This is a genomic window from Trinickia sp. Z7 (assembly GCF_056498045.1).
Genome location: NZ_JAUEQW010000019.1, coordinates 13,644 through 26,269, shown reverse-complemented (window position 1 = coordinate 26,269; position 12,626 = coordinate 13,644). Strand labels below are relative to the sequence as shown.

The following is a 12,626-nucleotide window of genomic DNA, read 5'->3' as shown; positions in this document are numbered from 1 at the left end:
CGTCCGTCCTAGTCGCGGCGTATTTTACTGGTTTCGTTTGCGGCGGCAATTCGGCAAGGTGGCCTATCCGTCGCGGCGTGGTCCGTTTGGCGGCGATCGGCCAAGCGGCCCTGCGGGGTGATCGATCGGCCCGCGGCGCAACGACTCGCGTACCGCCGGCCCGATCGATCGGGCCGCGCCCCCCACCGGCCAGCCGTGGACGGGCGCCCGCCCCGCGTTATTTGCGCTTCGCTTCGAGCGCCTCCCAGCGTTCCAATGCAGCAAGCAACTCGTCGTCGATAGCGGCGTAGCGCTCGGTCAGCCGAGCGCCTTCTTGCGCGTCGCGCGCGAAGATCGAACCGTCTTCGAGCTGGGCGCCGATGGCTTTCTGCTCGGCTTCCAGCGCCGCGATGGCCTCCGGCAGCGCCTCGAGTTCACGCTGCTCCTTGAAGGAGAGCTTGACGGTGCGCTGCGCATTGCGCCCGGCGGCGCTCTCCTTGGGCGCCGACTCGCGCGCCTCGGCCTTCGGTGCAGTCTTGGCCGCCGCTTCTTGCATCAGCCGCTGCGCGCGATCACTCTGCGTTTGCCAATCGGTGAAGCCTCCGACGTATTCACGCCACTGTCCGGCGCCTTCGGAGGCGATCACCGACGTCACGACGTTATCGAGAAACGCGCGGTCGTGGCTCACGAGCAGAACGGTGCCGTCGTAATCGGACAACAATTCTTCGAGCAACTCGAGGGTCGGGATATCCAGGTCGTTGGTGGGCTCGTCGAGCACGAGGACATTCGCCGGCCGCGCAAACAAACGGGCGAGCAAGAGCCGATTGCGCTCCCCGCCCGAAAGCGACTTCACGGGCGAGCGCGCACGCTCGGGGGCAAATAAAAAATCGCCCAGATAGCTCATGACATGCTTGCGCGTACCGTTGACTTCGATCCAATCGCTACCGGGACTGATCGTATCGGCGAGGCTTTTTTCGGGGTCGAGCTGCGCGCGCATCTGATCGAAATAGGCGACTTGCAGATTCGTGCCGACACGCACCTTGCCTTCGTCGGGCGCGATCTCGCCCAGGATCAGCTTGAGCAGGGTCGTCTTGCCCGCGCCGTTAGGGCCGATGAAGCCGATTTTGTCGCCGCGCATGACCGTCGTGGAAAACCGGTCGACCACGATGCGTTCGCCGAAGCGCTTCGTCACGTCGACGAGCTCGGCGACGATTTTGCCCGAACGCTCGCCTTGCCCCACGTCGAGCTTCACGTTGCCTTGCACATTGCGGCGCTCTTCGCGTTGACGCCGCATTTCGACGAGCCGCGCGACGCGTCCGACGCTGCGCGTACGGCGTGCCTCGACGCCTTTGCGGATCCACACTTCCTCTTGCGCCAGTAGTTTGTCGAACTTCTCGCTCTCGACGCGTTCCACTTCGAGTTGTTGCGCTTTGCGCGTTTGATACGCGGAGAAGTTGCCTGGGTACGAGAGCAGGCGGCCGCGATCGAGCTCGACGATGCGAGTGGCGACGCGATCGAGGAATGCGCGATCGTGAGTAATGAAGAACAAACCGGCGCGCGAGCCGATGAGCAAGGTTTCGAGCCAGCGGATGCCCTCGAAATCGAGGTGGTTGGTCGGCTCGTCGAGCAGCAACACATCGGGATCGACGACGAGCGCCTGGGCGAGCGCGACGCGTTTTTGCATCCCGCCCGAGAGCGCGCCGATGTGCGCATCCCCGTCGAGGTTCAATTGCGCGAGCGTCGTAGCGACGCGGGTGCGCCAATTCCAGGCGTCGCTCGTATCGAGCGACGATTGCAGCGCGTTCATGCGCGCAAGCAGCGCGTCGTGCTCCGGGCCTTCGGCGGTCGCCGCAAGCGCATGCGCGACGGCATCGTATTCGTCGAGCGCGGCGCGCGCCGGCGCGAGGCCGCCCGCGACGGCGTCGAAGACGGATGCATCCGCATCGAACTGCGGCTCTTGGGGCACGTAGACGGTGGACAAACTCTGCTGCCGCGTGACCAAGCCGTCGTCGGGCTGCATGAGCCCCGCGACGATCTTGAGCAAAGAAGACTTGCCTGCGCCGTTGCGGCCGATCAGGCCGACGCGCTCGCCGGCCTCGAGCGAAAAGTCGGCGTGATCGAGCAGAGCAACGTGGCCGAACGCGAGTTGCGCATCGACGATGGAATAAAGCGACATGAAGGGGCGCGCCTGCAAAATGCAAAACGTTCATTGTACCGGCCGTGAGGCAGACGCCGTTTGGCGCTGTCCTTTCGGTACAATCTCGGGCTGTGCGGCATTTTGCCGGGCGAGCGGCACTGCCGTGTGGGGGCCCAACGGCCGCGCGCCCCGCCGGCCCCGGTGCGCGCCCGGGCTGAGCTGGATCGGCGCTGCAACAAAACGGGCGCCGGTGGGGCCGCCACTTTTTCGGAACGAACTAGGGACTGAGGTAGGACGCAGTGAGCGAAGTGATCGAATACAAAAGCTGGGTTTGCCTGATTTGCGGCTGGGTTTACAACGAGGAAGAAGGGCTACCCGATGAAGGCATTGCGGCGGGGACTCGTTTCGCGGATATTCCCGCCGAGTGGCGCTGCCCCTTGTGCGACGTAGGCAAGGCGGAATTCGCGGTGGTAGAGTTTTGATCGGGCGGGCGTTCGGGCAATCGAGCGCACGGGCGCGCAGGTAACCGCCCAGCCTTTGCTATACTCTGCGCGCGCTGGCGCATTCGGGCTCCCGCCCGATTAGCACATCCTCCCCGTAGTTCAATGGATAGAACGAGTGCCTCCTAAGCGCTAGATACAGGTTCGATTCCTGTCGGGGGGACCACGCGAGCAGCCGCCGCTTCGATCAAGCCGCCAGCTTGAACTCCATGCGCTTACCCAGAGCGGTCAGCGCACTCGCCAACGTGGTTAGCGTCAAGCTCGTGTCCTCTTCGTCGAGCAACCTGTTCAACGCGGCGCGGCTCGTATGCATGCGTTCGGCCATCGCCGTCTTGGTCAGCTTTTGTGCTTTCATTTCCTGTTCGATTTGCCACGCGATGATTCGCTTCATGGCCGCCGCCGTCGCTTCCTCCAGTCGGCCTTCGTCCGCGAGAAAATTGTCGAAGCTGCTGCCGATGTGCTTGTTTGCCATGTTCTCTCTCCTTCCTGTCAAGACCCCGCGCCCATCGCGCCGCGTACCTGCCGCAACCTTGCGCGCACGAGTTTCAAGTCCGCCAATGGCGTGTGCTGCGCCTTTTTGATAAAACCGTGCAGCAAAACCATCTCCGCTGCAACGACCGTAAAAAATACCCGGGCGATCCGCTGCGGCAGACCGATTCGGATCTCCCATAGATCGGCTTCCATTTTTCGAACCAGGGGCATCCCGAGGGGCCAACCCAACTCGACCGTTTTGATGTCGTCGCCGATCGCCTTCCGGTCTTGTGCGTCCAACCCGCGCAGCCATTCGCGCACGGGCTCGGCGCCGCTCGCGGCGCGATAGAAACGAACAAACAGGACACACTCGACCGACTCGCCAATGCGGCGGCAAATTTGAATGTGATTTAAGTGTACCAAATTTGATACGAATTGCAAGAGGGATTGAAGAAGTCATGCAACTCGCTGCGTTCAAGCGCGACGTCGCATCCGCTCTTGTATTCGACAAATGGGGCGAACGATCACATCTGCCCGAAAAACCGGACGAACCGAATACCCGCCCACCGTGCTAGCATCGACGGGTTACGGAAGCGCCTCATGAACCCGATCACAGCCCACCGATTCGACGCCGAATTCGCGCCACGCATTGCGCAGGCGGTTCGAAACGTCGTCGGCCCCCTGGCCAACGTGGAAATCCAGCCCTACGGCGGCCCCGATCACCCGACCACGCTCAGGATCACCGCACCCATCTCCGAACGCGCGCGCGATGCACGCCATTCGCTGAACGTTCACATGACTTGGGACGAGTACGAGATTGCTTCGCTGCTCGAGCCCACTGGGCCGCAACGATTCGCCCATTACTTGGAAGCGCTGCCGCGCAAGCTGCGCGCGTGGCAACTCGCGCGTCATTTCGATGTAGCCACGCGCTCGCAGGCCGAACCCTTCATTTTGCTGGGTAACCTCGACCTGGAAGGCTGACGGCTCCGCCAGCGCCGGCGGGAAAGACACTCGCGGGACCGCCCGGCGCCAACGGCCGTTAATGCCGGTGATGAAGCCGGTCGAACCAAGGATGCGAATCCATCCAGCGCAGCAAATCGGCAAGGGGATGATCGGTGTGGTAGCGCGTCGCCACGGCAAGCGCCCCACAGGCGAAAAGCGCCAGCGCAAGCATGAATCCGATAGACCCGTCGAACATGGTGGCCTCCGCGATCGCAGGGATGCTTCCATTCTAGACGCGCTGCGCCCGTTCGCGAATAGGCGCCGCCGCACGAAAACACAACCGGGCTGCGATAATTAGGGCCCCCACCCCACTCAGTCACTGAAAGGAGCCGCCGTGAGCGAGCCGACATCCTCTCCCGCCAACGAGATTCGCCGCGTCGCATTCATCGGCCTCGGCGTAATGGGCTATCCGATGGCGGGTCATCTGGCCAAAGCCGGATTCGACGTCACCGTCTACAACCGCACGCCTGCAAAAGCGCAGGCGTGGGTCGCGCAATACGGCGGCCGCGCGGCGCCAACGCCCCGCGAGGCAGCCGACGGCGCACAACTCGTGCTCGCCTGCGTCGGCAACGATGACGACCTGCGCAGCGTCACACTGGGGCCGGACGGTGCGTTGGCGGGGATGGCGCGCGGCGCCGTGTTCGCCGATCACACCACGGCATCGGCCGGGGTGGCCCGCGAGCTGTCCGAGGCGGCGAGCGCTCGAGGCGTCGCGTTCATCGACGCCCCCGTCTCGGGCGGCCAGGCCGGAGCGCAAAACGGCAAGCTCACGATCATGTGCGGCAGCGACGACGCACCGGCGTTCGAGCGCGCAGCCGCCGTTCTCGAGCATTACGCCGTGGCCGTCACGCACTTGGGTCCGGCGGGCGCCGGTCAACTGACGAAGATGGTCAATCAGATTTGCATCGCCGGCCTCGTGCAGGGGTTGGCCGAGGCAATCTATTTCGGCGAACGCGCCGGGCTAGATATGCCCCGCGTATTGGAAGTCATCGGCAAAGGCGCAGCGGCGAGCTGGCAAATGGACAACCGCGGCAAGACGATGATCCAAAACGAGTACGATTTCGGCTTCGCCGTCGATTGGATGCGCAAAGACCTCGGTTTCTGCCTAGACGAGGCCAAGCGCAACGGCGCGCCGCTGCCGGTCACGGCGCTCGTCGATCAATACTACAGCGACGTGCAGGCCCTCGGCGGCAATCGCTTCGACACCTCGAGCCTCATCTGGCGCTTGCGCAAGCTGCGCGGCGAGGGCTGAGACGCCCCGTCCCGCCCGGCAGCGCGCCGCATCGCCGGTCGCACCCCGCCGCGTCAGCCTCGGCTGACGCGCGCGCCGGCGGGCGCGTAGGCCGCTTGGCCGTACGCGGCGGCGATCCTTTCGTCTTGCTCTTTCGCGGAGAACAACTCCCATTCGATGCCGTTGACGTCGCGCGTGCTGCTATAGCCCGTGGCGTCGTCGTCCTCGAAGCCGACGTGCCGCAACGAACCCGCCCGTTGCGGCGATTCGTTGATCGAAAAGTTGAGCAAATCCGTACGCCACATCGCGTACTTGCCGGCGACGACGGCCGTTGGCGGTTGCCCCAGCCGCGCGCTGTAATCGTCGATCGACGCTTGCAGATCCGCGACCGCCAGCGCAATGTGAAAACGCATCATGCGTGCCCCCTTTCGTGCCGAGCGATTGAGAAGTAGGAGGCGCCATCCTAGCGAGGCGCAGCTATCGCAAACAGTCGAGCGCCTGTACCGGTATCGGCGCTACCCGCCTCGTGCAGGGCAGACGCCTCTTGGCGTCATCGAGCGATTCGAACCGCGGTGATAAACTCGGCTCGCGCGCCGCCACGCGGCACATCGTGCTGCACCGTTGAACCCGTCAAGAAAAGGAGGCATCCGATGGCTGAATTCAGAATCTGGTCCGACGACTTTCCCATCAACGGCTTCATGCCGAAAGCGCAGGAATGCAACGACAAATCGTTCGGGGTCGACGGCGACGGCGGCAACCAGTCGCCGGCCTTGCAATGGGAAGCGCCGCCCGAAGATACGAGAAGCTTGGCGCTGACCGTCTACGATCCCGATGCGCCGACCGGCAGCGGCTTCTGGCACTGGGTCGTCGTCAACCTCCCGGCCGATACGCGTTCGCTGCCGCTCGGCGCGGGCAAGGCCGACGGCTCGCTCCTGCCTCCCGGTGCGGTCCAAGTGCGCAACGACTACGGCACGCAAGGCTTCGGCGGTGCAGCGCCGCCGCGCGGCGACAAACCGCATCGCTACATCTTCCGCTTGCACGCGCTGAAGGTCGATCGCCTGCCGGTCACGCCTGAGACGACCAATGCCGTCGCGCGCTTCATGACGCATTTGAACGAAATCGATTCGACGACCTACACGGGCCTGTACGAGTTGAAGTGAGGCCGCGGCCGCTCAGGCAACGCAGCCCCCCCGCCGCGGCACCCTGCATCGTTCGGCTCGGCATGATCGTTGCGGATGCAACCAACGCGTTCGCCCGAGCATCGGCTCACCGGCAAGCGCACCGGCCGGTTCATGCTTAGAATGCGAGGGCTAGGGCCTGTTCAGGCCCTAGCCCCACCGCAGCGAAGCGAGCCCCTCCCCGATGGAAGTAGAACAAGGCCTACCCGTCCCCCAACGCTACTGGGCGATCGTCGTCATTGCGCTCGGCATCACGCTCGCAGTGCTCGATGGCGCAATCGCCAACGTCGCACTGCCAACCATCGCGCGAGATCTGCGCGCCAGCGCTTCCGCATCCATCTGGATCGTCAACGCCTACCAGTTGTCGATCACGATCTCGCTGCTCCCGCTCGCGTCGCTTGGCGAGCGCATCGGCTACCGGCGCATTTATATGGCAGGCCTCGCTTTATTCACGCTCGCCTCGCTCGGGTGCGCGCTCGCCAACTCGCTGCCGGCGCTCGCCCTCGTACGCGTCGTTCAAGGCTTCGGCGCCGCCGGCATCATGAGCGTCAACACGGCGTTGGTGCGCGCCATCTATCCGGCCAACATGCTCGGCCGCGGCGTTGCGATCAACGCAATGGTCGTCGCCATCGCGTCCGCCGTCGGGCCGACGGTCGCCTCCGCCATCTTGTCGGTCGCGTCGTGGCCGTGGCTCTTCGCGATCAACGTGCCGATCGGCATCGCCGCCGTCTTCGGGGCCGCCCGCGCGCTGCCGACGAACCCAGGACACGATGCGCCATACGATCTATTGAGCGCCGCGATGAATGCGGTCGTGTTCGGGCTGCTGATCTTTACGATCGACGGCCTCGGTCATGGAGAAGCAAGTGTTTGGCTCATCGCCCAAACGCTGTGCTTGGTGTTGGTCGGCTACGTGTTCGTCCGGCGCCAGTTGACGCGAACGGCGCCGCTGCTGCCCATCGACCTACTCAAGATTCCCGTGTTTGCGCTGTCCATCGCGACGTCGGTCTGCTCGTTCTGTTCGCAGATGCTCGCTTATGTGTCGCTGCCGTTCTTGTTCCAAAGCGTATTCGGATTCGATCAAGTCGAGACGGGCCTACTCATCACACCGTGGCCGTTTGCAATCATCTTCGCCGCGCCCCTTGCGGGCGTGCTCTCAGATCGGTATTCGGCAGGCCTGCTCGGCGGCATCGGGCTGCTCGCGCTGACGCTCGGCCTCGTGCTGCTCGCAACCGTCGGGGCGCACCCGAGCGCGTTCGAAATCGCTTGGCGCATGGCGCTGTGCGGCGCGGGCTTCGGCATGTTTCAGTCGCCCAACAACCGGCAAATGCTGGCGGCCGCGCCGCGCGAGCGCAGCGGCGGCGCAAGCGGCATGCTGGGCACCGCCAGATTGACGGGCCAGACCGTAGGCGCAGCGCTCGTCGCCCTGATCTTCGGTCTATCGCCCGAGCGCGGGCCCCTGCTCGCGTTAGTCGTTGCCGCAGCCGTTGCGGGCCTCGCCTCGATCGTGAGCTTGATGCGGCTGCGCACGCCCAGCGCCGTGAAATAGACGCGCCGGGAAACGCCCTGCACGGCTAGCAAGGGCGCTCGGGCGGCCGCCCCGCCCGTTGCGACACGGCCGCCGGCCATCGGCGCGCAAAGCGGGCGCACCCGCTGCGATCATCTACGCGCCGGATCTCCCCTGCGCGGTTACTGCGACGCGCCCGCTTCGCTCACCTTCAGGCGGTTCTTCACTTGATGAACGCCCTCGATGCCTTCGACGACCTGCTGCGCGCGCGTTTTCTCGTCGCTCGTCGGCACGCTGCCGGTGAGCCATACCGTCCCGCGTCGCGTCTTGACGTGAATATGGGTGGACTTGACGTCCTTGGCCGTCATCAGCGCCGCTTTCACTTTCGTGGTGATCGTGCCGTCGCTGATGTGCTGTCCAAGCGACTCGGAACTGCCCGACGGCGCGGACGCGCTCGAAGTCGACGATTCCGTCGTCTGCTGGGCCGTTGCGCCGCCTGCAAGTGCGAGGGAACCAACAATCGCGGCGATTTTGAGTAGTGGAAGTGTCTTCACGATTTCTCCTGCTCAAAGATGGAAGGAATTGCCGAGCGATGGCGCGATGCGGGAGGGGATACCGATCGCGTTTCGACCCGTCCTCCGAGCGTCCGCAAGTTGCATGCCCTTCTCCCTGGGGCGCAGCGGTTGGGGTCCGACGCAGATGCAGCAAAGAGCGCCGCGCTTTTGCACAGCCTCTGTAAAACGTTCCGCCGCAATGCGTCATGGGCACGCTTCGTGCGCTATCCAATCGCACGCCAGGCCCGCTATACAACGCTTGGTACGGGCATTGCTTAAACCCCAGCACCATTCCACTGGACAATTCGCTATGCCGCCGACTTTAGAATTGCGCAGCAAACAACATGTCGCGCTCACGCCGCGTCTGCAACAATCGGTGCGGCTGCTGCAGTTGTCGTCGCTGGAGTTTCAGCACGAATTGCGTCAGGCGCTCGACAACAACCCATTCCTCGAATACGACGATCCTGTCGTCGAAGAGGGGGAACCCCCGGCGAACGGCACGCACGAGAACGACGGAGCCGCGCCTGTGGAGCCAGGCATCGCTGCCGATGCCGCCCCGGCGTCCGACATCGTGGACTCGTACGACGGGGTCGGCGATTCGGAAGTGACGAGCGCCGCGCCCGGCGATGATCCCGTCGGCGATTTCGGCCAAGATTGGACCACGCGCGCAGCCTCGTGCAACAACAGCGACTCCGACGATGTCGATCCCGGAGCGTGGGCGCATGCTCAGCCGACGATGCACGAGCACCTGCATAGCCTTTTGCATCTTTATCCGTTGAGCGAGCGTGATCGCGCAGCCGCGCAGATCGTGATCGAGGCGCTCGACGACGATGGTTATCTGCGCGAATCGCTCGATGAATTGGCGAGCGCGTTCGAAGCGGATCCCCCTCTCGGCGAAGAAGAATTGCGCGTGGCGCTGCGCCTCGTGCAGACACTGGACCGGCCCGGCGTGGGCGCGCGCTCGCTCTCGGAGTGCTTGAGCCTGCAACTGGATGCGATGCCTGCGGAGACCCCGGGCCGCGCCGCGGCACTCGAGATCGTTCAACATCATCTCGAACGGCTCGCGCGGCGCGAACATGCGGAGCTGCAAAAGCAACTGGGTTGTTCCGCCGAAGAACTGCGCAAGGCTTGTGCGCTCGTGCGCCGGCTCGATCCGAAGCCGGGGCAGTTCTACGCGCGTGCCGACGACAACTATGTGATCCCCGACGTTATCGTGCGCCGCGTAAAGGGACGCTGGGTGGCCACGATCAATCCCGCGGTGCTGCCGCGCGCGCGGATCCATCGCGTCTATGCGGAATTGTTCGCGCAATCGGGCGGGGCGGGCTCGCCGCTCGCGCAGCAATTGCAAGAAGCGCGCTGGTTGCTGCGCAACGCCGAACAACGCTTCACGACGATCCAGCGCGTGGCGCAGTGCATCGTCTCTTATCAAAAGGCCTTTTTCGATTACGGCGAGATCGCCCTGAAACCGCTCGTCTTGAGCAAGCTCGCAGAAGAATTGGGCCTGCACGAATCGACCGTCTCGCGCGCGTCGAGCAACAAGTACATGGCGACGCCGCGCGGGATCTTCGAATTCCGCCACTTCTTCCCGCGCGAACTTGCAACCGAGACGGGCGGCCGCTGTTCGGCCGCCGCGGTACGCGCGTTGATCAAGGAGATGATCGAGCAAGAAGACGTACGCAACCCGCTCTCCGATGTCGCGCTGGCGAAGATGCTCTCGCAGGAAGGCATGATCGTCGCGCGCCGCACCGTAGCAAAGTATCGCAACTTGTTGAAGGTGCCGCCTGCGCAATTGCGTCGACAGGCTTGATGGGCAGCGTCCTCGGCGCGGCCACGCCGCGCCTCACCCTTCTTGATCCGCTGACTCCATAAAGGAAGGGCCGGCTACCCATGCCGGCCTCATGATCTACATCCCTATCGTATAGGCCATCGCGTCGAGGCTTGCTTGCCTCGACGCGATCGAACCGTGCCGCTCAGGCGGCGATATCGGCGAGTTTGACGGCCTTTCTCGTGGCCGATGCTGCGCTCGTGACGCGCCGCAGGTCGACCAAGAACGCATCGCGCCAAGTCGACAAGTCGTTTGCGCGCAGCATCGCCATCATGTCCGCGTGGCGAGCCTTGCGATCTTCGAGCGGCATCGACAGCGCGCGCTCGAGCGCCTCGGCCATTTGCGCGAGATCGAACGGATTGACGACGAGCGCTCCAGGCAATTGCTCCGCGGCGCCAGCAAACTGCGAAAGCACGAGCACGCCCGGATCCTCCGGGTCTTGCGACGCGACGTATTCCTTGGCGACGAGATTCATGCCGTCGCGCAACGGCGTGACATAGCCCACTTGCGAGAGGCGGAATAGCGCCATCAGCAGGTTGCGTTCGTATTTACGATTCAAGTATTGGATCGGCGTCCAATCGAGCTGTGCAAAACGCCCGTTGATGCGGCCCGCTTCGCCTTCGAGCGTCTGGCGAATCCGCTGGTAAGTCTGCACGTCCGAGCGGGTCGGCGGAGCGATCTGCACGAGCGAGACCCGCCCATGCCAATGCGGCGAGCCGAGCAGCAAACGCTCGAACGCTTGGAAGCGCTCGACGAGCCCCTTCGAATAGTCGAGACGATCGACGCTCATGATGATGCGGCGTCCGCGCATCGCATCGCGCAGCGTGCCCACGGGCTTGCGATCGGAGAATTGTTGTGCCGCTTTGGCGATGGCATCGGGATAGATGCCGATCGGGTAGGCGCCCACCTTCAACACGCGACCGAACGCGTGGATCATGCCGTCATCGCTGGCTGTCCCGAACCCGCCGCGCTCCACGTAATCGACGAACGACTGCCTATCGGCCTGCGTTTGAAAGCCGATCACGTCGTAGCTGCACATCGCCTTGACGAGTTCCTCATGCGGCGGCACGGTGCGCAGCATCTCGGGCACGGGAAAAGGAATATGCAGGAAGAAACCGATGGGATTGGTCACTCCGATGTCGCGCAATGCTCGCGCGAACGGCAGGAGGTGGTAGTCATGAACCCAGATGATGTCGTCGGGACGAAGCATCGCCTTCAACTGCTTTGCCAGCGTCGCGTTCACCCGCAAATAGCCGGCGTATTCCTGCCGGTCGTAGCGCGATAAGTCAGTGCGATAGTGGAACGTCGGCCATAAGGTCGCGTTCGAAAATCCTCTGTAGTACTGATCGTAATCGCGCCTCGTAAGGCCGACGGTTGCGTACGTGACCTTACCCTGCACGTCGATCGAGGGGGACTCCGCTTCGCCCACGATTTCCCCACTCCATCCGAACCAGACACCTCCGGTTTCCTTCAGGGCGTCCAGCACGCCGATCGCGAGCCCCCCTGCCGCGGGGCGGCCCTCCTGCGTCGGCGCGACGCGGTTTGACACCACGATAAGTCTGCTCATTGGCGGCTCCACCTCTTCGGTTGGCATTTTTGTGCGCGGCGAATATTCTCGCCCTCGCCCGACATCTCGCACGCAAGGTGCGTGCCGCGATAATCGTCGGAGCAATGCAAATGGCGTTGATCCGTCCCTTGCGCGGGACGGATGCTGCAACGAAGCGAGCGCGCGCAGCGAAGGCTACGCGCGCGGGGATGTTGCGGTCACTGCCCGCGTTCGAGATCGGGCGCCGTACATGGACCGCGCTGCAGGATGCCCATTGACCGCATCCCGGGCGACGCCCTACGCGTCTTGCTCGGAGCCCAAGTCGCGCTGGTAGTCGAGCCCTTCGGCGCGTGCGCCGCCTTGGTTCTGCTCGCCGTCGGCCGGCGAAGCGGGCGCGGCGCGGTTTTGGGCAGCGGGGTCCTGCGACGGCGTCGAGCGAGCGGGAAAACCGCCACCGTTCTTTGCTTCGCGCTTGAGCGCATGGCGCGGTGAGCGCCGCAATGCGGGGTGTCTCATGGACCGTTCTCCAAGAGCGAGCGAATGGCAAAAGAAGCACTTAAGTGTAGGCCGCCCGGCAACGGTTCGCGCGGTAACAATTGCGTCAGATTTGTAACCGATACACTCGCCGCGATCATGCCGTGAAAGTTCATACCATCAGCCCATTTGCGGAACCTCAGGAGGAATCGACGGTGGATCTCC

The 12,626-nt window shown here is 64.0% G+C and carries 14 protein-coding genes and 1 tRNA gene; 7 read left to right on the top strand and 8 right to left on the bottom strand.

The features are described from left to right. Positions 1-217: 217 nt before the first annotated feature. On the bottom strand, positions 218-2,155 hold the full coding sequence (locus QQS38_RS23280) for an ATP-binding cassette domain-containing protein (RefSeq protein WP_479647708.1): 1,938 nt from the start codon (positions 2,153-2,155) through the stop codon (positions 218-220). A gap of 260 nt (positions 2,156-2,415) precedes the next feature. Here QQS38_RS23280 and QQS38_RS23275 point away from each other — a divergent pair, with 260 nt between their 5' ends. Further along, entirely contained in the window at positions 2,416-2,598 is a 183-nt protein-coding gene (locus tag QQS38_RS23275) for a rubredoxin (protein WP_479647707.1), read from the top strand. A 109-nt stretch (positions 2,599-2,707) separates the two neighbouring features. Continuing rightward, positions 2,708-2,782: transfer RNA gene (locus QQS38_RS23270), tRNA-Arg, on the top strand. Positions 2,783-2,803: 21 nt separating this feature from the next. Here the strand turns inward: QQS38_RS23270 and QQS38_RS23265 are convergent. Both QQS38_RS23265 and QQS38_RS23260 read right to left on the bottom strand, forming a co-directional pair. Further along, the gene (locus QQS38_RS23265) at positions 2,804-3,088 is read right to left on the bottom strand and encodes an XRE family transcriptional regulator (RefSeq protein ID WP_479647706.1); all 285 of its coding nucleotides are present in this window, start codon (positions 3,086-3,088) and stop codon (positions 2,804-2,806) included. Between the two features lie 17 nt (positions 3,089-3,105). After that, on the bottom strand, positions 3,106-3,474 hold the full coding sequence (locus tag QQS38_RS23260; protein ID WP_479647750.1) for a type II toxin-antitoxin system RelE/ParE family toxin: 369 nt from the start codon (positions 3,472-3,474) through the stop codon (positions 3,106-3,108). A 213-nt stretch (positions 3,475-3,687) separates the two neighbouring features. Between QQS38_RS23260 and QQS38_RS23255 the strand changes: the two genes are divergently transcribed. Beyond that, positions 3,688-4,068, top strand: coding sequence for a DUF5594 family protein (locus tag QQS38_RS23255; RefSeq protein ID WP_479647705.1), 381 nt, complete (start codon positions 3,688-3,690; stop codon positions 4,066-4,068). Positions 4,069-4,126: 58 nt separating this feature from the next. Here QQS38_RS23255 and QQS38_RS23250 read toward each other — a convergent pair whose 3' ends face one another. Then, the gene (locus QQS38_RS23250; RefSeq protein WP_479647704.1) at positions 4,127-4,285 is read right to left on the bottom strand and encodes a hypothetical protein; all 159 of its coding nucleotides are present in this window, start codon (positions 4,283-4,285) and stop codon (positions 4,127-4,129) included. A gap of 204 nt (positions 4,286-4,489) precedes the next feature. Here QQS38_RS23250 and QQS38_RS23245 point away from each other — a divergent pair, with 204 nt between their 5' ends. After that, positions 4,490-5,341 (top strand): NAD(P)-dependent oxidoreductase, encoded by an 852-nt coding sequence (locus QQS38_RS23245; protein ID WP_479647749.1) that lies wholly within the window; start codon positions 4,490-4,492, stop codon positions 5,339-5,341. A gap of 53 nt (positions 5,342-5,394) precedes the next feature. Here the strand turns inward: QQS38_RS23245 and QQS38_RS23240 are convergent, their stop codons facing one another. Then, positions 5,395-5,736, bottom strand: coding sequence for a VOC family protein (locus QQS38_RS23240; RefSeq protein ID WP_479647703.1), 342 nt, complete (start codon positions 5,734-5,736; stop codon positions 5,395-5,397). A gap of 234 nt (positions 5,737-5,970) precedes the next feature. On the opposite strand from QQS38_RS23240, the gene QQS38_RS23235 reads away from it, so the two are divergent. Then, positions 5,971-6,480 (top strand): YbhB/YbcL family Raf kinase inhibitor-like protein, encoded by a 510-nt coding sequence (locus QQS38_RS23235; RefSeq protein WP_479647702.1) that lies wholly within the window; start codon positions 5,971-5,973, stop codon positions 6,478-6,480. A gap of 202 nt (positions 6,481-6,682) precedes the next feature. Beyond that, the gene (locus QQS38_RS23230) at positions 6,683-8,044 is read left to right on the top strand and encodes an MFS transporter (protein ID WP_479647701.1); all 1,362 of its coding nucleotides are present in this window, start codon (positions 6,683-6,685) and stop codon (positions 8,042-8,044) included. A 140-nt stretch (positions 8,045-8,184) separates the two neighbouring features. Here the strand turns inward: QQS38_RS23230 and QQS38_RS23225 are convergent, their stop codons facing one another. Next, positions 8,185-8,556: a BON domain-containing protein gene (locus QQS38_RS23225; protein WP_479647700.1), complete on the bottom strand. Its 372-nt coding sequence runs from the start codon at positions 8,554-8,556 to the stop codon at positions 8,185-8,187. 310 nt (positions 8,557-8,866) lie between these two features. On the opposite strand from QQS38_RS23225, the gene QQS38_RS23220 reads away from it, so the two are divergent. Then, positions 8,867-10,363, top strand: coding sequence for an RNA polymerase factor sigma-54 (locus QQS38_RS23220; RefSeq protein ID WP_479647699.1), 1,497 nt, complete (start codon positions 8,867-8,869; stop codon positions 10,361-10,363). A gap of 163 nt (positions 10,364-10,526) precedes the next feature. On the opposite strand, the gene otsA is transcribed toward QQS38_RS23220, so the two are convergent. Together otsA and QQS38_RS23210 are read right to left on the bottom strand one after the other, a co-directional pair. Then, positions 10,527-11,948 carry an alpha,alpha-trehalose-phosphate synthase (UDP-forming) gene (gene otsA / locus QQS38_RS23215; RefSeq protein ID WP_479647698.1) on the bottom strand — a complete coding sequence of 474 codons (1,422 nt, stop codon included), beginning with the start codon at positions 11,946-11,948 and terminating at the stop codon, positions 10,527-10,529. Positions 11,949-12,224: 276 nt separating this feature from the next. Beyond that, complete coding sequence (locus QQS38_RS23210) at positions 12,225-12,443, bottom strand: hypothetical protein (protein WP_479647697.1); 219 nt, start codon at positions 12,441-12,443, stop codon at positions 12,225-12,227. Positions 12,444-12,626: the final 183 nt, after the last annotated feature.

Excerpts from the sequence above, each read along its gene's own strand:
- QQS38_RS23280 (WP_479647708.1), bottom strand. The coding sequence starts at position 2,155 with ATGTCGCTTTATTCCATCGTCGATGCGCAACTCGCGTTCGGCCACGTT.
- QQS38_RS23265 (WP_479647706.1), bottom strand. The coding sequence starts at position 3,088 with ATGGCAAACAAGCACATCGGCAGCAGCTTCGACAATTTTCTCGCGGAC.
- QQS38_RS23255 (WP_479647705.1), top strand. The coding sequence starts at position 3,688 with ATGAACCCGATCACAGCCCACCGATTCGACGCCGAATTCGCGCCACGC.
- QQS38_RS23250 (WP_479647704.1), bottom strand. The coding sequence starts at position 4,285 with ATGTTCGACGGGTCTATCGGATTCATGCTTGCGCTGGCGCTTTTCGCC.
- QQS38_RS23245 (WP_479647749.1), top strand. The coding sequence starts at position 4,490 with ATGGGCTATCCGATGGCGGGTCATCTGGCCAAAGCCGGATTCGACGTC.
- QQS38_RS23240 (WP_479647703.1), bottom strand. The coding sequence starts at position 5,736 with ATGATGCGTTTTCACATTGCGCTGGCGGTCGCGGATCTGCAAGCGTCG.
- QQS38_RS23235 (WP_479647702.1), top strand. The coding sequence starts at position 5,971 with ATGGCTGAATTCAGAATCTGGTCCGACGACTTTCCCATCAACGGCTTC.
- QQS38_RS23230 (WP_479647701.1), top strand. The coding sequence starts at position 6,683 with ATGGAAGTAGAACAAGGCCTACCCGTCCCCCAACGCTACTGGGCGATC.
- QQS38_RS23220 (WP_479647699.1), top strand. The coding sequence starts at position 8,867 with ATGCCGCCGACTTTAGAATTGCGCAGCAAACAACATGTCGCGCTCACG.
- otsA (WP_479647698.1), bottom strand. The coding sequence starts at position 11,948 with ATGAGCAGACTTATCGTGGTGTCAAACCGCGTCGCGCCGACGCAGGAG.
- QQS38_RS23210 (WP_479647697.1), bottom strand. The coding sequence starts at position 12,443 with ATGAGACACCCCGCATTGCGGCGCTCACCGCGCCATGCGCTCAAGCGC.